Source organism: Microbacterium gorillae, from assembly GCF_050990725.1.
Classification (GTDB): domain Bacteria; phylum Actinomycetota; class Actinomycetes; order Actinomycetales; family Microbacteriaceae; genus Microbacterium; species Microbacterium gorillae_A.
Map to the genome: position 1 here is coordinate 4,282,487 of NZ_CP158844.1, position 21,536 is coordinate 4,304,022.

General features: G+C 67.7%; 22 protein-coding genes. 9 read left to right on the forward strand and 13 right to left on the reverse strand.

Going from position 1 to position 21,536, the window contains the following annotated elements; all coding sequences use genetic code 11:
* Window positions 1–126: 126 nt before the first annotated feature.
* Window positions 127–912 (reverse strand): DeoR/GlpR family DNA-binding transcription regulator, encoded by a 786-nt coding sequence (locus ABTV68_RS19720; protein WP_433675370.1) that lies wholly within the window; start codon window positions 910–912, stop codon window positions 127–129.
* A 78-nt stretch (window positions 913–990) separates the two neighbouring features.
* On the opposite strand from ABTV68_RS19720, the gene ABTV68_RS19725 reads away from it, so the two are divergent.
* The gene (locus ABTV68_RS19725) at window positions 991–1,980 is read left to right on the forward strand and encodes an acetylxylan esterase (protein WP_433675371.1); all 990 of its coding nucleotides are present in this window, start codon (window positions 991–993) and stop codon (window positions 1,978–1,980) included.
* Window positions 1,981–2,047: 67 nt separating this feature from the next.
* Here ABTV68_RS19725 and ABTV68_RS19730 read toward each other — a convergent pair whose 3' ends face one another.
* Window positions 2,048–2,806: a DUF1345 domain-containing protein gene (locus ABTV68_RS19730; RefSeq protein WP_433675372.1), complete on the reverse strand. Its 759-nt coding sequence runs from the start codon at window positions 2,804–2,806 to the stop codon at window positions 2,048–2,050.
* 99 nt (window positions 2,807–2,905) lie between these two features.
* On the opposite strand from ABTV68_RS19730, the gene ABTV68_RS19735 reads away from it, so the two are divergent.
* On the forward strand, window positions 2,906–3,763 hold the full coding sequence (locus ABTV68_RS19735; RefSeq protein ID WP_433675373.1) for a DsbA family protein: 858 nt from the start codon (window positions 2,906–2,908) through the stop codon (window positions 3,761–3,763).
* A gap of 240 nt (window positions 3,764–4,003) precedes the next feature.
* On the opposite strand, the gene ABTV68_RS19740 is transcribed toward ABTV68_RS19735, so the two are convergent.
* The 4 genes from ABTV68_RS19740 to ABTV68_RS19755 all read right to left on the reverse strand — a co-directional run bounded on the left by ABTV68_RS19740 (window position 4,004) and on the right by ABTV68_RS19755 (window position 7,870).
* Window positions 4,004–5,221 carry a DDE-type integrase/transposase/recombinase gene (locus tag ABTV68_RS19740; RefSeq protein ID WP_433675374.1) on the reverse strand — a complete coding sequence of 406 codons (1,218 nt, stop codon included), beginning with the start codon at window positions 5,219–5,221 and terminating at the stop codon, window positions 4,004–4,006.
* Between the two features lie 206 nt (window positions 5,222–5,427).
* Window positions 5,428–6,030: an antibiotic biosynthesis monooxygenase gene (locus tag ABTV68_RS19745; protein WP_433675375.1), complete on the reverse strand. Its 603-nt coding sequence runs from the start codon at window positions 6,028–6,030 to the stop codon at window positions 5,428–5,430.
* A gap of 60 nt (window positions 6,031–6,090) precedes the next feature.
* On the reverse strand, window positions 6,091–6,648 hold the full coding sequence (locus ABTV68_RS19750; protein ID WP_433675376.1) for a nucleoside phosphorylase: 558 nt from the start codon (window positions 6,646–6,648) through the stop codon (window positions 6,091–6,093).
* A 220-nt stretch (window positions 6,649–6,868) separates the two neighbouring features.
* Complete coding sequence (locus ABTV68_RS19755) at window positions 6,869–7,870, reverse strand: YeiH family protein (RefSeq protein ID WP_433675377.1); 1,002 nt, start codon at window positions 7,868–7,870, stop codon at window positions 6,869–6,871.
* A 79-nt stretch (window positions 7,871–7,949) separates the two neighbouring features.
* Between ABTV68_RS19755 and ABTV68_RS19760 the strand changes: the two genes are divergently transcribed.
* On the forward strand, window positions 7,950–8,528 hold the full coding sequence (locus ABTV68_RS19760) for a hypothetical protein (protein ID WP_433675378.1): 579 nt from the start codon (window positions 7,950–7,952) through the stop codon (window positions 8,526–8,528).
* Window positions 8,529–8,568: 40 nt separating this feature from the next.
* Here the strand turns inward: ABTV68_RS19760 and ABTV68_RS19765 are convergent, their stop codons facing one another.
* A complete protein-coding gene (locus ABTV68_RS19765; RefSeq protein ID WP_433675379.1) occupies window positions 8,569–9,090 on the reverse strand; it encodes an Lrp/AsnC family transcriptional regulator in 522 nt (173 codons plus the stop codon).
* A 131-nt stretch (window positions 9,091–9,221) separates the two neighbouring features.
* Between ABTV68_RS19765 and ald the strand changes: the two genes are divergently transcribed.
* The 3 genes from ald to ABTV68_RS19780 all read left to right on the forward strand — a co-directional run bounded on the left by ald (window position 9,222) and on the right by ABTV68_RS19780 (window position 11,671).
* On the forward strand, window positions 9,222–10,301 hold the full coding sequence (ald, locus tag ABTV68_RS19770) for an alanine dehydrogenase (protein ID WP_433675380.1): 1,080 nt from the start codon (window positions 9,222–9,224) through the stop codon (window positions 10,299–10,301).
* Between the two features lie 180 nt (window positions 10,302–10,481).
* Window positions 10,482–10,817, forward strand: coding sequence for a transposase (locus tag ABTV68_RS19775; RefSeq protein ID WP_433674139.1), 336 nt, complete (start codon window positions 10,482–10,484; stop codon window positions 10,815–10,817).
* A gap of 8 nt (window positions 10,818–10,825) precedes the next feature.
* The gene (locus ABTV68_RS19780) at window positions 10,826–11,671 is read left to right on the forward strand and encodes an IS3 family transposase (RefSeq protein WP_433674138.1); all 846 of its coding nucleotides are present in this window, start codon (window positions 10,826–10,828) and stop codon (window positions 11,669–11,671) included.
* Between the two features lie 116 nt (window positions 11,672–11,787).
* Here ABTV68_RS19780 and ABTV68_RS19785 read toward each other — a convergent pair whose 3' ends face one another.
* Genes ABTV68_RS19785 through ABTV68_RS19800 form a run of 4 tightly spaced genes read right to left on the reverse strand, consistent with a single transcriptional unit; the run spans window position 11,788 to window position 15,702 of the window.
* Window positions 11,788–12,444, reverse strand: coding sequence for a CatA-like O-acetyltransferase (locus tag ABTV68_RS19785; protein ID WP_433675381.1), 657 nt, complete (start codon window positions 12,442–12,444; stop codon window positions 11,788–11,790).
* 39 nt (window positions 12,445–12,483) lie between these two features.
* Window positions 12,484–13,332: an anti-sigma factor gene (locus ABTV68_RS19790; RefSeq protein ID WP_433675382.1), complete on the reverse strand. Its 849-nt coding sequence runs from the start codon at window positions 13,330–13,332 to the stop codon at window positions 12,484–12,486.
* Window positions 13,329–13,928, reverse strand: a complete 600-nt coding sequence (gene sigK / locus ABTV68_RS19795; protein WP_433677651.1) for an ECF RNA polymerase sigma factor SigK — start codon at window positions 13,926–13,928, stop codon at window positions 13,329–13,331. Before sigK ends, ABTV68_RS19790 begins: the two co-directional genes overlap by 4 nt.
* A 58-nt stretch (window positions 13,929–13,986) precedes the next feature.
* Window positions 13,987–15,702, reverse strand: coding sequence for a cytochrome c biogenesis protein CcdA (locus tag ABTV68_RS19800; protein WP_433675383.1), 1,716 nt, complete (start codon window positions 15,700–15,702; stop codon window positions 13,987–13,989).
* Between the two features lie 150 nt (window positions 15,703–15,852).
* On the opposite strand from ABTV68_RS19800, the gene ABTV68_RS19805 reads away from it, so the two are divergent.
* Window positions 15,853–16,539, forward strand: a complete 687-nt coding sequence (locus tag ABTV68_RS19805; RefSeq protein WP_433677652.1) for a fasciclin domain-containing protein — start codon at window positions 15,853–15,855, stop codon at window positions 16,537–16,539.
* Between the two features lie 73 nt (window positions 16,540–16,612).
* Here the strand turns inward: ABTV68_RS19805 and ABTV68_RS19810 are convergent, their stop codons facing one another.
* Window positions 16,613–17,329 carry a MerR family transcriptional regulator gene (locus tag ABTV68_RS19810; protein ID WP_433675384.1) on the reverse strand — a complete coding sequence of 239 codons (717 nt, stop codon included), beginning with the start codon at window positions 17,327–17,329 and terminating at the stop codon, window positions 16,613–16,615.
* Window positions 17,330–17,367: 38 nt separating this feature from the next.
* Between ABTV68_RS19810 and ABTV68_RS19815 the strand changes: the two genes are divergently transcribed.
* The gene (locus tag ABTV68_RS19815; protein ID WP_433675385.1) at window positions 17,368–17,856 is read left to right on the forward strand and encodes a DUF6194 family protein; all 489 of its coding nucleotides are present in this window, start codon (window positions 17,368–17,370) and stop codon (window positions 17,854–17,856) included.
* 21 nt (window positions 17,857–17,877) lie between these two features.
* Here ABTV68_RS19815 and ABTV68_RS19820 read toward each other — a convergent pair whose 3' ends face one another.
* Window positions 17,878–20,694, reverse strand: coding sequence for an FAD-binding and (Fe-S)-binding domain-containing protein (locus ABTV68_RS19820; protein WP_433675386.1), 2,817 nt, complete (start codon window positions 20,692–20,694; stop codon window positions 17,878–17,880).
* Between the two features lie 84 nt (window positions 20,695–20,778).
* On the opposite strand from ABTV68_RS19820, the gene ABTV68_RS19825 reads away from it, so the two are divergent.
* Window positions 20,779–21,435 (forward strand): GntR family transcriptional regulator, encoded by a 657-nt coding sequence (locus ABTV68_RS19825; protein ID WP_433675387.1) that lies wholly within the window; start codon window positions 20,779–20,781, stop codon window positions 21,433–21,435.
* Window positions 21,436–21,536 lie beyond the last annotated feature (101 nt).

Consider the following 21,536-nt stretch of genomic DNA (forward strand, 5'->3'; position numbering starts at 1 on the left):
GTCGGTTGTCAGTTCGCGCGGGGCATCGAGACTGCCAGTGGGTGAACCAGGAGGCGACAGGACCCGCGCGCGGACGACGCCTCCGGGCGCGAGGTCAGCACGGGCGCTTTTCCTCCAGCCCTCGCGTCAGGAGACGTCGGCCACGCGCACGTCGGCGATGAGCCCGCGCAGCACGTCCAGCCCGCCCTCGGGCATTCCGGAGTCGGTGATGATCCGATCGGCCTGGCCCAGCTCGATGACCGTGGTGAGACTCACGACGCCCCATTTGCCGTGGTCGGCCAGCAGCACGGCTTCGCGACCCGCCGCGGCGAGCGCGCGATCGGTCTCGGCTTCGAGCAGATTCGCCGTGGTGAGTCCGGCGTGCGCGTCGACTCCGGTGGCGCTGAGGAACACGATGTCGCAGTGCAGGTGCTCCAGCGCGCGAACGGCGACCGGCCCCACGAACGAATCGGCCGGCGTGCGCACGCCGCCGGTGAGCACCACGGTCTGCAGGTACGGTTCGTCGGCACGCTGCGGACGCGCGAAGAGATCGGCGACAGGAAGTGAGTTGGTGACGATGGTGAGGTCGGCGATCCCACGGAGCTCCTGCGCGAGCACCCAGGTGGTCGTGCTTCCGGACAGGCCGATCACCATGCCCGGTTCGACGAGCTTCATGGCCTCGCGAGCGATGGCGCGCTTCTCATCGATCATCCGCGCGCGTCGCGCTTCGATCGTGCTGCTGGCTGCGGCACCGTGCTCGATGGTCGCCCCGCCGCGAACTTTGCGCAGGCGTCCCTCGGCCGCGAGCGCGTCGATGTCGCGGCGCACGGTCATGGCGCTGACGTCGAGCTCCGCGATGAGTTCAGCGACGGTGGCCGCGCCCCGTCGGCGCACCGCGTCGATCAGCTGCGCCCTGCGTTCCTCGACGAGCACTCGGACTCCTTCTTCCACCTGCCTCGGCCAGTCTGCCATGCGCGTGCAGCCGAGCTCACCGACCCCGGAGGTACGTCGATGATCGCTCCCGACTACACGACTTGGTTCCCCGACGAGGAGATCGACGGGACGTACGGCTTCGATGAGGCGGCGCTGCGGCGCGTGGCCCCGATTCCCGCGCCGGATGGGTTCGCCGATCTTTGGCGGGGGTGGAATGCTCGGGTGCGCGCGACCCTCCCCCGTTTCGAGGTCGGAGAGTACGCGCCGTTCAGCGCCCACGAGGCTGCGGAGATCCACTACACCGCTGTCGACGGGACCGTGCTCGGCGGCTGGGTCGCACGTCCGCGCGATCGCGCGCCACGGGTCGTCGTGGTGCACTCGCACGGCTACGGCGGTCGGGAACGACCCGAGTTCGACCGCGTTCCCGACGACGCCGCCGCGGTGTTCCCTCTCGCGCGCGGGCTCGGCGCTCTCAATGCCGGCGTGGGCGCTCCCTCAGAGCGGGATGTGCACGTGCTGTTCGGCATCGACGATCCCGAGCGTTACGTGCTGGGGGCGTGCGTTCGGGATCTGTGGATGACGCAGAACATCGCCGACGAGCTCTGGGGCGAGCTGCCGCACTATCTGGTGGGTGAGAGCTTCGGCGGCGGTGTCGGCGCGCTGGCGCTGCCGTGGGATGACCGGTTTGTCGGTGCGACGCTCGTCGTCCCGAGTTTCGGACAGTATGACGAGCGGCTCGCCGCACCCTGCCACGGGAGCGGGGAGGCGGTGCGACGGTACGTTCGCGAACACCCCGAGGCACGCGAGGTGCTGCGACTGTTCGATGCGTCCACCGCGGCCGCCTTCGCCCGCGTGCCGGTGCGGGTCGAGGCGGCGCTGTGGGACACGCATGTCCCGCCGCCGGGTCAGTTCGGTGTGGCCGCGGGCTTCGCGGATCGCGAGCTCGTGGTGCTTCCGGCCGGCCACGCGGAGTACCCCGGGCTCACCGAGGTGCTGCAGCAGGCGATCGCGGGTAGCCGCGAGCACCTCCGCCGCAGCATTGCGCGCGTCAGCTCCGGGCCGCGCTGACACGGGAGTGGTGAGCGCGGCAGGGAAAACCGTCGTCGACTCCGTGCGCTGACGCGGAAAGAGCGCGTCAGCTCGATCCCGCCGACATGATCGTGTTGAACGAGAGCGCGATGATCAGCGCGTTCAGCAGGAATGACAGCACCGAGTGCAGCGTCGCGGTCCATCGCGTGCGGGTGTTCAGGATGTCGACATCCGAGGCGGCGAAGGTCATCCCGAGCGTGTAGGCGAAGTAGACGTGGTCTACGAGAGTCGGTGCGGGGGTATCGGGGAAGTCCAGCACACGTTCGGGCCAGACCGCCTCCGAGCGATGCGCGTACATCTGCGCGAAGCCCCAGTGCAGCATGCCCCAGGCGATGATCATCGCCCAGACCCCCACGACCTTCACGAGGAACGTGCCGCCGAGATCATCGGGGGTGACGCCGATGACGTCAGTAACGAAGGTCTTCTTGCCGAACAAGATGACGGTGAGCGCGGCGCTCACGCCGATGGTCACGGGGACAACGGTGAAGACGAGCGTGAGGATCGAGCGCAGCCGAACGAATGCCTCGGGCATGGGGGCTCTCTCCCCCACCGCCGTGGCTCCGCGTCGTGCCATCCTCCCCAGCACGACCATCGTGATGAGGGCGTACGTGGTGGCAAGGAAACACCACAGCATGAGTGGGGTGACCACATCGCCGCCCCACAACACGGCATATACGCCGACCGCGGCGATTCCCAATTGCACCACCCAGTGCAGGATCGTCTTGAGCATCCGCCGCGGCGGGCGTGGGGCACGCTGCTGGCGGCGGAGCTGTCGCTTCGAGACACGTGCACGGGTTCGGGCCATGCGACCAGTGAAGCGGACGATGCGGCAGCCCGACGCCGACACGCGCACGGTTTTCCGCCAGGTGGGCCGTGGTTCAATGACTCGACGGAGGAGGTCCCCATGGCCAAGCGCCCCAACCGCGCTCAGACGGAGAACCGCATGGCGGCAGAGGCTCGCGAGGCGGCGAAGCGCACGCAGGAGCTGGCGGCGAAGGGGATGCGCCGGCGGCGCATCATCATCTCCTCGAGCGTCGCGGCGGCGATCGTCCTGATCCTGGGCGGGGTGGCGCTGGGGATCGCGCTCAAGCCGAAGGACATCGTCACCACCGATGCCGGCCCGGCCAACATGGCGTCGTGGGGCATCGCGCTCACGGGCAGTGACGGCAACATCACGGCCGTGCGCACTGAGGCGACCGCCGCGACCGCGTCGCCGACGGCCACCGTGTGGACCGGCGACGACGCCGACAAGAAGCACGTGCAGCTCTACCTCGACTGGGCCTGCCCCGCGTGCAAGGCGTTCGAGGAAGGGAACGCGGAGCTCCTGACCGATGCCGTCGCCTCGGGTGAGATCACGCTGGAGCTGTTCCCGTTGGCCGTAGTGGATCGGGCTTACAGCACCGACTACGCCACCCGCGGTGCGAATGCCGCCGCCTGCGTGGCCGACATCGCCCCGGACTCGTTCCTCGACGTGCAGGAGCGTATGTTCGCGGCTCAGCCCGCGGAGGGCACCGCGGGCCTCAGCAATGAGGACATGATCCGCATCATCGGCGAGGCCGGCGTGACGGACCCGAAGCTCGCGACCTGCATCACCGACGGCACCTACCGCGGCTGGGTGGAGGCGACGACGAACCGCGTGGCGCAGGACGAGTCGCTGCGCACCACGATCCAGGGCCGCACCGCGTTCTTCACCCCCACCCTCGCCACCGACGGCAAGCCGTGGGACCGCGAAGGCACCGTCGCCGACTACCTCACCCGCTGACGCCCGCCCGGGCGATGCACCGCTGACGCCCCGCGACTCCCCTGCCCCCATCCCCGGGATCGCATCCCCGACACTCATGTCCCGCTGACACCCGCCCCGGGCTCGGCACGTCTCACCGTCGAGTCTCCGCGGCGTTCCTCATCCCGCGAGACTTCCGTCTGTGGGCGAGAATCCGCGCAACGCGGCGTGTGAAGTCTCAGGACATAGTGGACGTTGAGTCTCAGGACATAGTGGACACAGTTATTGGGGCGGTGGGGTGTCGATCTGGCGCGCGAGGCTGGTCATTGGTTTCGTGGTGGGCCAGGTGATTGTGACGATTTGAGTGCCTCGGGAATCGAAGACGGCGACCTCGTCGGTGGTGTGGATCAGCGTGACCCGTTGACCTCTCCATGCTTTGCCCAGAAGGAACTCGCGGCCGAGGTAGCTGATCTGACCCCCGCGACGCGCAACACGATGTTGGACGCTTTCTGAGGGCGCGTCCGCTGTTCGGGCTGCGGGCGTGGGGCGCTGCGTGACGATCGGGTCGCCGGGCGGCGCGATCTTTGGCAATGCATCGTAGAGTTCCGCAGGCGCGGTGCGTGGCGGGAGTGCCTGATGCGAGCGGTGATGGTTGTACCAGTCCCGATACTCGTCGAGCGCCCGCTGGAGCTCATCGATCGTCGCCGGATTGCGGGCGGCGATGAAGTTCAGCAGCGTCTGATGCGCTCGCTCGACCTTGCCCTGCGACTTCGGGTGCGAGGGCTTGCCGGTGATCATCTTCACGCCCAGATCACCGAGGAATATCTGCAACGACGTGACCTTGCCCGAGCGTGACATGTTGAATGCCGTCCCGTTGTCCGTGTGTACCAGCACCGGCCGCCCGTACCGGGCGATCGCCCACCGAAATGCGTCGACCACGACAGCCGCTGTTTCCGCCGGCCCGGGGTGCAGAGCGATGTTCATCCGGGTGCAGTCGTCGATGATCTCGATCACCACAACGACGTCACCCGTGGACAGCGTCACCTCCAGCCCGTCGGACTGCCACCGCTGATTCGGGAACTCCGATCGGATCCGCTGGTGTGATCCTTTTGGACGCTTCCTCTTGTTCCGCTCCACCAGGTGCTCACGATCCAGGATCCGCGCGATCGTCGACCGTGAGGGCACCGGGGCGAACCCTGCCCGATCCAGCACGTCCCGGATCGACAACGGCCCGTGATCTTTTCCCTGCTCCTTCAGCTCTCGACGCTTCACGATCACCGCTGCGATCACCGCGTCCGACACCGCGGTCGGACTCGAACGGGGACGCGTGCTGCCCTTGAACAATGCCGCCTCACCCTCGGCCGAGGCCCGCTTACGCACCGCATGGAACCAGGACCGGGAGACCCCGTGCCGCCGACAGAACGCATCAATCGCGCCCCGCCCAGCATCCTCGGGCCACTCCACAACAAGCTGACGAACACGATCAGGGATACGACTCACCCAGCAGATCGTCCACTAAGTCCTGAGACACCAGCATGTCCACAATGTCCTGAGACAGGATCGTCCACTATGTCCTGAGACAGCACACCGCGCAACGCGGCGATTGTGACCCACAGACGCAAGTCTCACGGGCCTCACCGCACCCCAGCCGACGCGCGAGGAGGTCGCGCGAGGAGGTCGCGCGAGGAGGTCGCGCGACGGGGGTTTCAGCGCTGGAGCCAGCGGCGCAGGAGGCGCGTGACGGCGGGCAGCACCCAGTACGCCATGATCGGCGTGAGCATCAGTGTGGTGATCAGGACTCGCAACACGAGCGGTAGCTCCGTGAATCCCGGGATGAACCCCAGCAGGAACGTCGCGAGCAGATTCATCGGGAAGAAGCCGAGCCAGATGGTCGTCGCCTGCTTCCAGCGCGGTGGGACGACCGGCTGAACAGCCACAGATCCGGTCGCGAGCGAGTGCGTCACGCGGGTCTCGATCCCCGTGGCCTGGGCCGCGTCGAACCAGCCCTCGATCCCTGTGCGTCGCTCCACGCGAACCTCGCGTGCGAAGGCGTTGCCGGAATCCAGCCACCACGTGCGCTGCGGCGATGTCTCCCATTTCTCGAGGGTTGCGATGTCGCGGAAGCGGTACAGCATGTACCAGAGCTCGCTGCTCTCGCCGGCGCGCACCCACCCCGATCCGAGGAAGCCCGGGAAGGTGGCGGCGAGATCGGTGCCTGCTTGCATCCAGCTGGTCGCTTCGATCGCGCGCTCGGGATCGATCCGGCGCTCGATCGCCACAGTGATGGGCTCAAGCGCGCTTTCTGTCATGCTTCCATTCTGAAGCATGAGCAGAGCGCTCAGGCCGCGCGGTGATCAGAGTGCAAACTGTCAAACACCGTATTCGCGCTGGAACCACTCCCACAGCTGCGCTGAGCATGCCGCCACGACCACGTCCCACTCCAGGAACGCGCCTTCATCCGCTGCATCCGACACGGAACGGATGACCCGGATCGGCACGCCGTACTGCTGCGCGACCCAGATGTAGACATACGTCTCCATGTCGATCAGCGAGGCACCCAGCGCCAGCACCGTTGCCTGACCCGCGGCGGTGTCGACGAAATGATCACCGGTCGCGATGACCTCCCCCGGTCGGCCCGTCTCCACGCGTGGCGGCAGCGTGACATGCTGACCGACCACATGGTCGCCGTCCCACACGTCGTGCTGCACCGCAGCCGCAATCTCGTGAACACCGCCCTGCAGCTCCGGCACGACAGCGCCCGCCGTGCCGAGGACCAGGATCTCCTCGTATTCACCGCGCTCGAGCGCCCGCGTGAGCCCGTGGGCGGCCTTGAGTTTGCCGGCCCCGGTCACGACGCGTTCGAATCCGTCGATGCGCTCCGGGAACGCGACGAGTTCGACATCCAGGGCAGCGAGGAGAAGCTTCATGCCTCCATCGTCCCATCTCGTGGGGGACGTTTTGTCCCCCAAAGATCCGACACGATCTGGCTGTCGCGGGTCCGGCGCGCTTGTTAGCGTTGAGTCATCGCACTGAGCAACACCGCGAATCGAATGCAGGGGGCTTCGAGGGTCGGTGGCGTTCAGGGGGGGGTGCGAGAACGGCCGGCCGCGTGGGAAACCACGCGAGCCGGCCTCGATCTTTTCCCGGTTAGCGCATCACCAGGATCGCGACCACCGCCGTCGCGGTGACCACGATCCACAGGAGCCCGCCCAGCACCAGGGGCCGCAGACCCGCGCTGCGGAAACCGGCGATGTCCGTCGACAGGCCGATCGCCGCCATCGCCATCGCGATGAGGAACATCGCCACCGCACTGATCGGCGCCAGAGCAACATCGGGAATCACGCCGACCGAGCGCACCAGCGAGGCGACGAGGAACCCGATCAGGAACCACGGCACCAGCGCGAGGATGCCGCGCGGCGTGAACCGCACGCGCGTCCCTTCACGACGCGCGGTGTGGATCGCGAGGCCCACGCTGATCGGGATGATCATCAGCGTCCGCACCAGCTTCACCACCACCGCGAACCCGAGCGCCGCGGCGCCGTAGATTCCCGCCGTCGCGACGACCGACGACGTGTCGTTGACCGCGGTACCCGCGAACAGACCGAACTCGTGCTGCGTGAAGCCGAGGAGGCGACCGAGCGGCGGGAAGATCAGGACGGCGAGCACGTTGAAGAGGAAGATCGTCGAGACGGCGTAGGCGATCGATGCGTTCCGCGCCTTGATCACGGGCGACACCGCCGCGATCGCAGACGCTCCGCAGATGGCGGTGCCGACGCCGATGAGCACCGCGAGATCCGATTCGACGCGCAGCAGGCGGCTGAGGATCCACGCGGCGAGCAGACACACGATGAGCGTGGAGATCATCACCGGGAACGATTCGACGCCCACCTTCGCCACCTGTGCCAGCGAGAGCTGACTACCGAGCAGCACCACGGCGATCTGCAGCACCATCTTGCTCGAGAACTTCAGGCCCGCGGCGAAGGGACCGCCGGGCCTGCGGATCAGCGCGATCACGACGCCGATCACGATCGCTGGCAGAGCGGATCCCACGAGCGGGACGAAGACGCCGATCACCGTCGCAACGGCCGCGATGCCTGCGGCCAGCAGCATTCCAGGGAGCTTCGCGGTCACGTCGCGCATCTGTGCCATTACTCCATCGTGGTCCGACGACGGCCTCGACGGTTGCCGCATCGCCGGACATGCAAGCCTCCCGTGACAGACTCGTGCCATGGCGACGAGCGAGTGGACGGTGCGGGATGCACGCGCCGAACTCGCGATGACGGCATTGCGCGCCCGGGCGTTCGCGATGCAGACGATCCTCGGCATCACGCTCGGCCTCGCGTTCACCGCATCGGCCCTGGTCTTCGTCATCGTGGACGCCCGCGGCGGAGTCATCGGCCCGCAACCGCTCCTCCTGCTCGGCGGCTCGGTCTTCCTAGCGATCGCGGGTCTGGTGATCGTGTTCACCCGCCCCTTCCGACGTCCGGGCATGCTCTCGATCAGCGCCGGATCGATCCGCTGGACAGACTCGCGCGGAGAGATCCTCGTCCCGCTCGCACACGTGCGCGGCATCACGGTGCGACGACGATTCATCCCGGGGATCGACGTCGAGACCGCAGCAGGGGCCTGGGGACTGCGGACGTCGGCGTCCGTGCTGGACGACGCACGCGACGACATGCGCCCGCTGTCGGCCCGCGCGCGGCGGTACCTCGATGCCGCCGGCTTCACCCCACGCACACGCGGCCAGGTCACCGAGTGGCGGCGCGACTGGCCCGCAGACGAGCCGGCCGTCGCCGGGCGACCGTAGGCGAAGATCCGGTCAGTCCCTCGACAAGGTCACGCGCGGCTCAGCGGAACGGTGCGGCCACGGCGTTGCGGTGATAGTCGAAGATCAGACTCGTGCGGGTGGACGCCACGCTCGGCTGCGCTGACAGGTGCTCCACCACAAAGGCCCGTACCGCGGAGGAGTCCGGCACGGCGATGTGGATGAGGAAGTCGTCCGCGCCGCCGAGGAAGAAGAGCTGGATCACCTGAGGCAGTCCCCGGATCGCATCGGCAAACGCCTCGATCGACTCCTGTCGCGAGCCGCCACGGAGCGTCACACCGATGATCGCCTGGAGTCCCCGCCCCAGCACGGCCTGGTCCACGCCGGCATGGAACCCGGTGATCACACCGCGCTCGGTCAGAGAGCGAGTTCGAGCGTGAGCCGTCGACGCGGCGACGCCGAGCGCGCCGGCCAGCTCAGCATTCGTCATGCGACCGTCGCGGGAGAGCAGCTGGACGATACGCCGGTCCGTGTCGTCCAGTTCGACGGTACGAACATCAGTGGGTCGAACAGGATTCGGCTCGGAACTCGCAGACGGTGCCATTTTCCGAATCCTACAGCCTCTGACCGAATCTCTTCCGACGATCCTTCAAGGGATCTCCCGTCGAGACGAATGTTCTGCGATCCTCGAAGCACGCGCAAACAGCGCGATCACGTCAGCCAATGGAGGCCATCATGCGCGTGGGGATCCCCGCCGAGGTCAAGAACAACGAGAATCGCGTCGCCATCACCCCGGCCGGCGTTGACGCTCTGGTCCACCGCGGACACGAGGTGCTGGTGCAGAGCGGCGCCGGTGTCGGCTCCAGCATCACCGATGACATGTACGTCGCCGCTGGCGCAACCATCGTCCCCACCGCGGGCGATGCGTGGGGCGCCGACCTCGTCGTCAAGGTGAAGGAGCCGATCGCGTCCGAGTACGGCTTCCTCCGCGACCAGGTCCTCTTCACGTACCTCCACCTCGCCGCCGACCGGCCACTGACCGAGGCGCTTCTCGCCGCCGGCACCACCGCGATCGCGTACGAGACCGTGCAGCTTCCCGATCGCACCCTCCCGCTCCTCTCGCCGATGAGCGAGGTCGCCGGTCGCCTGTCGATCGTGGTCGGCTCTCACACCCTCATGCGCGCGTCGGGCGGACGCGGAGCCCTGATGGGTGGCATCGCGGGAACGCCCAACGCGAAGGTCGTCGTGATCGGCGGTGGCGTCGCCGGTGAACACGCCGCGGCCACCGCGCTCGGCATGGGCGCCGACGTCACGGTGATCGACATCTCCCTCCCCCGCTTGCGCGACCTGGAGCGTCGTTTCGACGGTCGAATCGAGACTCGCGTGTCCAACCGCTGGGAGATCGCCGATCAGGTGAGCCGCGCCGATCTCGTCATCGGCTCCGTCCTGATCCCCGGCGCCTCGGCCCCCAAGCTCGTGACCGACGAGATGGTCAGCACGATGAAGAAGGGCGCGGTGCTCGTGGACATCGCGATCGATCAGGGCGGGTGCTTCGAGGGCTCGCACCCGACCACCCACGACGACCCGACGTTCGCCGTGCACGACACCGTGTACTACTGCGTCGCGAACATGCCGGGTGCCGTGCCGGAGACCTCGACCCGCGCGCTCACGAACGCCACCCTGCCGTACCTCGTGGCGCTGGCCGACAAGGGCTGGGAGCAGGCGTTCGCCACGGATGCCGCGCTCGCTGCGGGTCTGAACACGCACGCTGGTGCGATCACGAACCCCGCTGTCGCGGCCGCGTTCGCTCACTGACACGCACGCACCGGCACAGTCCCTGCCGCGAAGGTGCGGACACAGATCTCGCGGGATCCGAGCGAGCGAATCGCGCGCCGGAGGCTCGGTTCACAGATCCCGCGAGACTTCCGTCTGTGGGCGAGAATCACCGCAACTGCGGTGACCCGCGGATGGTGGAGGCTGTGTCTCAGGTGATTTATGGAAGAGCAGGGGAAGCGTCCTGAGCGGCGCAAGGGTCAGCAGTGGCATCCGGATCAGCGTGCGGAGGCGGTGCGGATCTATCGGGAGTCGAGGGGGCGCACGATTCGTGCGGTCGCGGATGATCTCGGGGTTCCGTTTCAGACGCTGTATCGGTGGGTGCGGACGGCTCGTGATATCGAGCTGGATCCGTCGGGGACGTTGACGGATGCTGCGCGCAAGCGTGTGCGGAAGTTGGAGGAGGAGAACGCTCGACTGCGCAAGGAACTCGACTTCGAGAAAAAAGCGCGCGCCTTCGTTCAGGAGATCTCTCGCCGGCGGAATGGTTCGCGGTGATCGATCGAATGAAGGCTGATTTCTCCATCCAGTACCTGTGCCGCAAGTTCGGTGTCTCCGAGTCGGGGTACCACGCCTGGAAGACGCGACCGCTGTCGGCGACAGCGCAGTGGCGGGCGGTGTTGCACGCGAAAGTGCTCGGCCTGTTCGTGCGGTCCTTGTATACCGTTGGGCACCGCAAGATCGCCGCTGACCTGAGGATAGATCACGGCTTGCCCGTGAACCCGAAGAGCGTCCTGAAGGCGATGAAGGCGATGAAGCTGATGCCCCGAGCCACCGAGGCGGCGTTCGAGCGGGCCGCGGCCCGGGCCCGGGCGAGCGCCGACCCGGAGGACCTCGTCGACCGTCACTTCTCCGACGTGCTGGAGCCGGGAATGGTGCTCGTCGGCGACATCACCTACGTCCGTACCGATGAAGGATGGCTCTATGTCGCCACTGTCATCGATCTGGCCTCACGTTCGGTGATCGGGTGGGCATCGGGTGCCAGACAGACCGCGGAGCTGGTCGTGACAGCGTTGCGACGAGCGTTGCGCAGCGGGCACGTCAAGGAGAACGCGATCTTCCACTCCGATCACGGCACCCAATACCGGTCGAAGCGATTCGCAGGGTTCTGCCGCAAGCACAGCATCCGAAGGTCGATGGGCAAGAACTTCCAGTGCTGGGATAACGCTGTCGCCGAGTCGTTCTTCTCCAAGCTGAAGCAGGAACGACTCCGCTGGCAGCGCTTCACCACCCGGGCGCAGGCCACGAACGCCGTCGCGGACTACATCCAGTACTTCAACACCGCGCGACGACACCAGAGCCTGGACTACGCCACCCCAGCCGAAAAGCTGACAGAACTCATCGCCGCGTAACCGGCAGAAAGGAAACGAGACACCAACTCCACGAAACGCGGGTCACGCTAGTTGCGCTGATTGTCACCCACAGACGGAATTCTCGCGGTTGTCTTCTAGCGCGAACCGGGACGGCGTCAGGCGGTGACCCAGGCGGGATCCGACAGGAGCTCCTGCAGCTCGTTCACGAGGCGCGAGGTGTGGAAGCCATCCGCCGCCGCATGGTGGATCTGGATCGCCAGCGGCAGCAGCGTCCGACCCTCACGCTCTACGTATCGCCCGAGGGTGAAGATCGGCGCCAGGTGACGAAGCCCGCCCTCGATCTGCAGCGTGAAGCCCGTGAAGGACGTCCACGGCAGGCTCGATACGTCGAACGAGTTCGGCGACGGAGCGCCCAGCGGGAAGAACGTCTCCGCGCTCGCCGCGGCCTGCAGGAGCGGCGCCGCGGCATCGTGGAATGCGCCGAAGTCGGCGTCGTACGCCACCGGAACGCACGCGAACGTCTCCCGCGCGGCATTGAAGACCGTGAACGCAGGATCTGAGACCGGCCAGATCGCCGGCGATCCGTCGTCGGTGATGGTCATGCGGAACTCGTCGTGCCGGTTCACGACGTTCGCGATGGCCCAGATCTGAGCAAGGTACGTCTTCCGCTCTGAGCGACCGAGCGCCTCCACGAACGCGGTGACATCCAGCTCCACCGTCATCGCATAGCTGCACGGCGACATCCGCCAGTAGTGCTCGAAGTGCTCGCGGCGCGGCCACGTGGCGAGGTCGACGGGAACGGGCTGTCTCATCCCTCCATGCAATCACGCACGGAGGGACATCGCGAGGCATCAGGCCGTGGGGATCACGATGATCGGGTCGCTCGTGGGCACACCGGTGGGCGATCCGCCCGCCTGCTCGACCGTCACCGCAATCGCATCGCCGGGCTTCATCGCTCCCTGCAGCTGAGCCGTGGTCGACCCGTCGGCCGCGTCGAAGACACCCGCGGACACTGCTCCGTCGCCACGGACGAACCACAGCTCGTACGCCTGGTCCGAGTCCAGCCGGTCGAGTCCGTCCGTCACCAGCACGGCCTCGCCGATCGACGCCGACCAGTGCGCGGTCGCCGTACCACCCGACTCAAGCGAGACGGTCCGCTCCTCAGCGTCCGGGGCGCTCTCGATGCGATCGAGGGCGACCACCGCGGCCGGACGCAGCAGCTGCGGCACGATCATCGAGGCACTCACCCCCAGGCCCACGAGGATCGCGAGGCAGGCCGCGAGCGCGAAGAACGCGCGACGGCGACGCGGCTTCGGTCGCGCAGCGTCAGCTGACGGCAGGGTCGGAGACTCTGCGGCTGAGAGGTCGGCCGACGGCACCGGCCCCTCGGTGGGCTGTGCGGCCACGGCGGACGGCACCGAAGACTCAGGAATCTCTTCGGACACATCATCGTGCCCCTGCTGCCGGCCGTCCTGCGGCGTCCCCGAGATCAGCGCCAGGAGCGCATCCCGCGCGCCCGCCGGGGGAGCCACCTCCACCACACCGTCGGCAAGCAACGCCGCCGTCTCGGCATCCGCATCGGCCACGAATCGCCACTGCGGATTCTCCGCCAGCGCCTTGCGGTAACGGCGCTCGTCGGCGTCGCTCAGCGAGCCGAGGCTGTGCCCAGCGGACAGTTCTGCGAACTCCGACTCGTTCATGCGTTCACCCCCCAGTGCGCCCGGAGGCGCGTGAGTCCATCTCTCATCCGGGTCTTCACCGTCCCCAACGGTGTTCCGGTGATTGTGGCGATCTCACTCTGCGAGTAGCCGCCGTAGTACGCCAGCACGAGGGTCTCACGCTGCGCTTCGGGAAGGGCCGCGAGCGTCTCGACGACCCGCTCCCCGATGATCGACATTTCGGCCTGCTCGGCCACGCTGTCGTGTGCGACATCCAGGTCGCGGAATCCGACGCGGGTGTCTCGATCCTCGCTGGCCTGCGATGTCCGGACCCGATCCACCGCGCGGCGATGCGCAATGGTCAGCACCCAGGTGCGGCCCCGGCCCCGGTCGGGCGAGAAACGCGCAGCGCTCTGCCAGACCTCCAGGAACACCTCCTGCAGCACTTCCTCGCTCTGCGAGCGATTCACCAGCACCCGCAGGATGAGGCCGAACACTCGGGCCGACAGCATGTCGTACAGCTGGGCGAACGCGGGCTGGTCGCCCGCGGCGATGCGTACGAGCAGCGCGGTCGACGGATCGTCGCCGCCGTCCTGCTCGGCATGCTCTACGTCGTCGATCACCATCATCTCCAGCATGCCCCACCTCCTCGCCTTCATGCACAATCCACGTCATTTCCGATGACCCAACGCCCGATCACCCGAAGGTGAAGGAGTAGACCTGTACGCCAGAAGGCACCGTCAGAGTGAACTCCCCGGCATCGCCCGAGCCACCGGAGAGCAGTTCATACGATCGCGGTGTGCCGCTCACGCTGACCGTCTGGGAGGCGCCGGACTGGTCCGTCACGGTGATGTCGCCGGACCCTGCCAGCACCACCCGCACTTCGCGGGCGTGGTAGCGCAGCCGCACGTCCGCCTCACCCGCGGCAGGCGTCGCGTATTGCGTCTGCACGTCCCAGTCGCCGGCGAGCGCGAACGTGTCCGCCGCCTGATCCGCGGGGAACGAGAACGACGCGACCCCGGCGCGATACGTCGCGCCACCACCGAAGTTGACGGCCTTCGTCGAGCCCAGGAATGTCTCCCGCGTGGTGGATCCGAGTTCCGGCGTGACGTCGGCCACGTCCGTCGCTGCGGGCAGTCGCTCCCCGGGATTCGCCTCCTGCAGCAGTTCGCGGATCAGCTTCTCCGTGGTCGCGTAGTTCCCCTCCCCGAAGGAGATGTGTCGGACGACGCCCTCTGCATCGATCAGGTAGTGGGCCGGCCAATAGCGGTTGCGATAGGCGGTCCAGGTCGACAGCGAGTTGTCCAGCGCCACCGGGTAGTCGATGCCGAACGAGCGCGCGCCGGCGGCCACGTTCGCAGGACTCTTCTCGAACGCGTACTCGGGAGAGTGGACGCCGATCACCCGCAGTCCTGCATCGGAATAGGTCTTGTCCCACGCCACCACGTGCGGAATCGAGCGCTGGCAGTTGATGCAGGAGTAGGCCCAGAAGTCGATCAGCACCACCTCGCCGCGCAGGCTCTTCAGATCGATCGCAGCGCCATCCGGCGTGTTCAGCCATTCCTCGATCCCGCGGATCTGCGGAGCGGTGCCGCAGCTCTGCAATTCGGTCGCGTCGTTCGCGCACTTGTCGAGGTCGCGGTTCTCATCGGTGACGAGTCCGCCCAGCCCCAGCGACTCCCCCTGCGGCGAGTCCAGAAGGTCCTGCTGAACGCCGGCGGTGTAGTCGGGAAGCAACTGCTGGAGGTACTGCGGCAGGTTGAAGACGAGGCCGACCGCGAGCGCGATCATCGCGATGCCGGCGGTGATGCGCAGCCCGCGCTCCCGGGTGCGGAAGGCGCGGATGCGCTGCACCACACCACGACCCGCGAGCGCGAAAACCAGCAGCGGCACCGCCACCCCGACCGCGAACGACACGGTAAGCACCACGGTGTCCACGCCGATCCGACCGGTGGCCCCCGCCACGATGATCGCCGCGAGCACAGGTCCGGCGCACGGAACGAACACCGCCCCGAGCGCGAGACCGACGCCGAATCCGCTCCCGCGATTCTCCACGTTCCGACGCGGCACCCACTGGAACGGCTTCTCGATGAGCTGCTCGAAGCGCGGCACGATGAGCCCGATCCCCAGGATCAGCAGCACGGCGATTCCCGCCCAGCGGATCACGTCCTGCGGCAGATTCAGCAGCCCCAGCACAAGGGATCCGAGCAGGGTCACCAGGCTGAAGCTGAGCACGAGCCCGGCGATCACCAGGTACGGCCGCGACCGGCGCGCGGGAATCACCCCGCCGTCCGTCTCGAAACCCGCGGACTGTGCACCGCCCGTCAAGAAGATGACCGGAAGCACGGGGAGGATGCACGGGGAGATCCCCGTGATGAGACCGCCCAGCACACCGATGATGACCAGATCCATGGCTACGCCTTTCGTCTCGAGTAGTTCGGATGCGGGGGTGATTCGGATTGGTCGAAAGAAATTTGAGATTCTTCCCATCCGATCCGCGAGGCACTCCGAAGAACCCTCGACGCCGCGGGAATGCCGCGACGAAACACACGGAGGTTGATGATGTTCAGCACCAAGAAGAAGTTCGCCGCAGCCGCATCGCTTGGTTTCGCTGCGGTGCTCGTCCTGTCCGGCTGCACGACGGGATCGAGCTCCGCAGGATCGTCGAGCGCACCGGAAGCGAGCACGCCGGCGGCATCGTCGATGCCCACGAAGGCGGAGACGAGCGCTCCCGCGATGACGATGGATCCCGCAGCCGACCTGGTCGGCCCCGGATGCGCCGACTACGCCAGCGCGGTTCCGGACGGCGCGGGATCGATCCAGGGCATGTCGCAGGATCCGGTCGCGGTGGCCGCATCCAACAACCCGCTGCTGAAGACGCTCGTGGCGGCGGTCAGCGGCCAGCTCAACCCGGACGTGAACCTGGTCGACACGCTCAACGGCAGCGAGTTCACCGTGTTCGCGCCGGTCGATGACGCCTTCGCCAAGATCCCGGCAGAGACGATTGAGGGCCTGAAGACTGACTCGGCGACACTGTCGTCGATCCTCACCTACCACGTGGTGCCCGGTCAGATCGACCCCTCGATGATCGTCGGCACCCACAAGACCGTGCAGGGCGCTGACCTCACGGTCACCGGAAGCGGCGACAACCTCATGGTTGGCGACGCGAAGGTGATCTGCGGTGGCGTCCACACCGCCAACGCGACCGTGTACCTCATCGACACGGTCCTCATGCCTCCGGCGAGCTGAGCCAGCCCGAGAGCTCCCGCTGAGAGGAGAACGGCCGCGGACCCCTGGGGGGTGTCCGCGGCCGTTCCGCGTTTCATTCCGTGGCTCGCGCTCCGGAGTCCACCATGTCGACGAGGTCGGTGCCCGCGCGAAGGAGCGCGGCCGAGCGAGCGGCGATGCTCTGCAACCGGCCCCGGAGGGCGACGCGCGCATCGGCCGGGTCGCCGAGCAGGCGGAGAGACGTCATCACGCGACGGACGTCGGGGATTCGATAGCCGCCGGCGCGGAGAGCGGCGACGATGCGGACGTCTCGGACGGCATCGGGCGGGTAGCGGCGTGCAGCGCGGGGCGCGTCTCGGAGCGGGGCGATCAACCCCTCATGTTCCCAGAACCGCAGCGTCGAGGAGTGCACACCCAGCGCGTCCGAGAGCTCGCCGATGCTCATCACGTCGCCGCTCACGGGCGCGGCCTCGTGGGCGCTTTCCGTCAGGATGCCATCGAGCGCGTGGAGCGCCGCCGTCGTGTTGTCGTGGTCGCGCGCGAGTTCGACATGCAGCGCGATGATTCGGGCCATCGCCTCGCCGTGTTCGGCACTGCGCAGCCCGCGCATTGTGGCGCGAGCGAGCACGGGCCCCACGGCGATCGCCAGCTGGCGATACGCCCGCAGCGCGATCACATGGATGTCGGCGAACTCCCGGTAGCCGTTGGGCTGGCGTCGGGCGGGCGGTATCACGCCGATGCGCTCAAGATCGCGAACCTGCTGCACCGAGTAACCCGCGACGGCAGCGAGACGCTGTGTCGTGTATCGCACGCAACCCTCCATACGCACTTCAATTTCACACTTGAAGCATGACGATGGAACAGATCCTGACAGAGGTTCGAACGTACGACGGATTGCTCGAACTCGCTCCGCTGCCGGGAAGCGGACATCCCGCGATCTCGTGGGGCGATCACTACTTCTATTACGCCCCCGATGGGCAGGTTCCCCGCAACCGACAGCCCTACGCGACGATCGTGACGAAGAACTACCCCGATGACACCGCGTCGCGCCTCGAGGCTGATGACCGCTGGCGACTCAACATCCACATCGGCTCGGCTCTCTTCACCGATCTGCTCGGCTATCCGCCCGAGCAGATCGAGAGATCGGGTGTGGACTACGCGGTCGCCGACGCGTTCCTCCCACATCCGCTGTACGGTGCCTTCGGATGGGTGTGCATCGTGAACCCCGGGCCCGCGACCCTCAGCCGCGCGTTGGTGGTCCTGCGCGACGCACACCAGGCCGACCGACGCCGAGTCGAGCGTCGGCAACAGCGCACCGATTCTGCGGCGCGCGAGTAGGAGATCAGACCCGCTGCAGACTCACACCGTCGCGGCGGCGAGGAGTTCCAGGATGTGGGAGTAGGGCCGACCCGTCGCGCGAGCCATGCCGAGCTCACACGTGCGGTTGCACGACGCATGCGCCGTGGCATCGAGTTCTGCGACTTCCGCTGCCTCCGCGGCCGTTGCCGATGCGGTGAGCTCCGGGTGCAGCATGCCGCGGTCACCTGCGAAGCCGCAGCAGTTCCACGATGCGGGGACGTTCACGACGTCCGCCACAGCGTCGGCGATCACACGCACGTCCGGGTCGATCCCGAGCTGCACCGAGGAGCACGTGGGGTGCAGCGTGAGCGAGTCGATCCGCTCGGACACCGAGAGCTTCGGCAGCACTTCGCGTGCGACGAACGTGGTCGCGTCTTCCAAGCGGAAACCCTGCCCGTCGAGCATCCGATGGAAGCCCTCGGTGCAGCTGGACGCGTCGGTGATGATCGGGAGTTCGCCACCGCGGGTCGCCTCGCGGACAGCCGCGACGACACGGTCGGCCATCAGGTCGTGTCCGGCCTGGTAGCCCTTCGACGACCACGGCGTGCCGCAGCACATCGAGCCGATCCCGTCGGGGACGACGACCGCGACGCCGGCGCGGTCGAGCAGGGTGAGCAGGGCGCTGGTGGCACCGGGGCCGTCGCCGTCCGGCCCGAACATCTCGTTCACGCACGCGGGAAGGTACACCGCGCGCACCTCGCCCGAACCGCGGATCCCGCGAACCTTCGATCGCGAGGCGCCACCGCCCGGCAGGTCGGCCGAGTATTCGGGCATGACGTCGGCACCCAGCACCGCACGGCCGATCTTCGTGACGCCGGCGACGAGTCCCACGGGCATCGCGTCGGCCACCGTCAGCGCGGCGGAGGCGACCGTGGTCATCGGCCCCCAGCCCGCGGCTGCGGCCTTCCAGCCCGCGGCCAGCACGGGATTGGCCTCTTCGCGTCGCAGGCGCTTGACCAGTGCACCGGTGTTGATCAGCACGGGGCAGTTGGTCTGACACATACCGTCCACGGCGCAGGTCTGCACGCCGGAGTAGTCGTAGTCCTTCTCCAGTTCCGCCACCAGCGCCTGATCGCCCGCTTCCTCAGCCACGGCCATCGCGCGGCGCACCACGATGCGCTGACGCGGCGTGAGGGTGAGGTCCTTCGACGGACACACCGGCTCGCAGTAGCCGCACTCCACACAGCGATCGGCCTCCGCCTCGATGGACGGCGCCGGTTTCACGTCGGCGAGGTGGACCTCCTCCTCCGTGATGATCACGCCGGGGTTCAGGACGCCGAGCGGGTCGCACAGGCGCTTCAGCTGCACCATCACGTCGTAGAGCTCGTCGCCGTACTGACGGCGCACGAACGGCGCCATCACGCGACCCGTGCCGTGCTCGGCCTTGAGGTTGCCCTCGGCGTCGAGGATCACCTGCACCATGTCCTCGGTGAAGCCCAGGTAGCGCTTCTCGCTGGCTGCGTCGCCGAACCGGTCGGTGAGCATGAAGTGGATGTTGCCGTCCTTCGCGTGCCCGAAGATGACGCTGTCGTCATAGTCGTAGCGGGCGAAGAGCTCCTGCAGGGACTCACAGGTGGCGGCGAGACGCTCGACCGGGACGACGACGTCCTCGAGCAGCGCGGTGGTTCCCGGCGCACGGGCGCCCGCGACCGAGGCGTAGAGCCCCTTGCGGAACTTCCATGCGGCGGCGCGGCGAGCGGCATCGCTGGAGAACATCGCGGGGTCGCGCAGATCGAATCCGGCCAGCACGCGTTCGCCCGCCGCCGTTCCCAGCGCCAGTTCCTCGGCGGAGTCGGCGTGGTACTCGACGAGAAGCGCGGCCTGAGCGTCCACGTCGAAACCAAGGATGGCATCGGGCACGCCGGGCAGCTTCTGCCCCACCCGCAGCGAGGTGGCATCCATCAGCTCGAGCGTGGCGGCTCCGGTCGCGACGAGGTCGGGCAGCGAGCGGGTCGCCTCGTCGAGGTTGCGGAACACCGCGAGCGTGGTGGCCATCTCGCGTCGGATCGGCACAGTGCGGAAGGTGGCCTCCGCGACGAAGGCGAGCGTGCCCTCGGAGCCGATGACGAGATGCGCCAGCAGCTCGGCCGGGGAATCGAAGTCCAGGAACGCGTTGATGCCGTAGCCCATCGTGTTCTTCAGCGCGAACTGGCGGCGAATCAGTGCCACGGACGCAGGATTCGATCGCACGCGGTCGCGCAGTCGCTCCAGCCCGGAGACCAGCTCGGGTTCACGAGCACGCAGCAGCTCGTCCGCATCTGCGGCTCCGGTGTCCACGATCGTGCCGCTCGGCAGCACCAGCACCAGGGATTCGATGGTGCGGTACGAGTTCTCCTCGGTGCCGCAGGCCATGCCGCTGGAGTTGTTCGCCACCACGCCGCCGATGGTGCAGGCGACCTCGCTGGCCGGGTCGGGACCAAGGCGATAGCCGTGGCGGTTCAGCCGGGCGTTGACCGAGCGGAGCGTGGCACCGGGCTGCACCCGCACACGCTTTCCGCCATCCAACACCTCGATGCGACGGAACTCGCGGCGCGTGTCCACGAGGATTCCCCCGCCGGAGGCCTGACCCGACAGGCTGGTTCCGCCGGAGCGGAACGTGACGTGCGCGGCGCCGGCAGATCCCCGCAGGATCGCGGCCACCTCTTGGGCGTCTTTCGCGATCACGACAGCATCGGGAACATACAGGTAGTGCGATGCGTCACTCGCGTACGCGTACCGATCGATGGCGCGGGTTCGGATCCGATCCGCCTCCGCGACAGCGGCCAGGACTCCCGCGGGAACGCCCGCAGGAGCTTCGGAAACCCGATGTCCGGACATCGATCCTCCAAGATTGTCAGACAAGTATGCTGTGCAGACGATCATACGCAGTCGGTACACTCAGTTTCCACCGGGAGGAGCGACGTGTCAGCAGCGGATCTGGGCGTGGTGTCGGTCGTCGACGCCGTCACCGCCGACCTGCGCACGCGGATTCTGTCCGGCGCCCTGGCATCGGGACAGCCGCTCGGGGAGGTCGACACAGCCACGCACTACGGCGTCGCGCGACCCACCGTGCGAGCCGCGATCGAGGCGTTGGTGGGGGCAGGGCTGCTCACGCGCGGCGCGCACAAGAGCGCGCGCGTCGCCGAGCTCGGGGCCGCAGACGCCGCGGACATCTACTCCACCCGCGAGCGCATCGAGGCGGAGGTGGTGCGCGAACTGGCCCTGCGCCGCGCGAGCGCCCCCGAAGCCGAGCGCGCCAACGCACTCCTCACCGATATGGCGGGGGAGGACCCCCTGACCATCGTGGACGCCGACATGCGCTTCCACTCCGCACTCGTCGACGCGGTTGGCAGCCCGCGCACGTCGCGGGTCTACCGCATGCTGGCGGATGAGGTGCGGCTGTGCATGACCCGCACCCAGAGTGCCGATCTGCTGACCGTGGCCGACATCGCTCATGAGCACGATCGGATTCTGGGCGCGATCGCGGACGGTGATGCCGATGGCGCTGCCGCCATCCTCCGTGATCATCTGCAGCGAGCACGCGAACGGCTCGTCGCGCACCTGGAGTCCGCGGTCTGATCCAGGCCTGTGGATGGTCGCTGAGCCCACACCGCGATCCTGCGTAGAGTTCTGAAACCGCGCGCGTGATCTCGAAGCGCGCGCGGTACGCGTCATGGGGA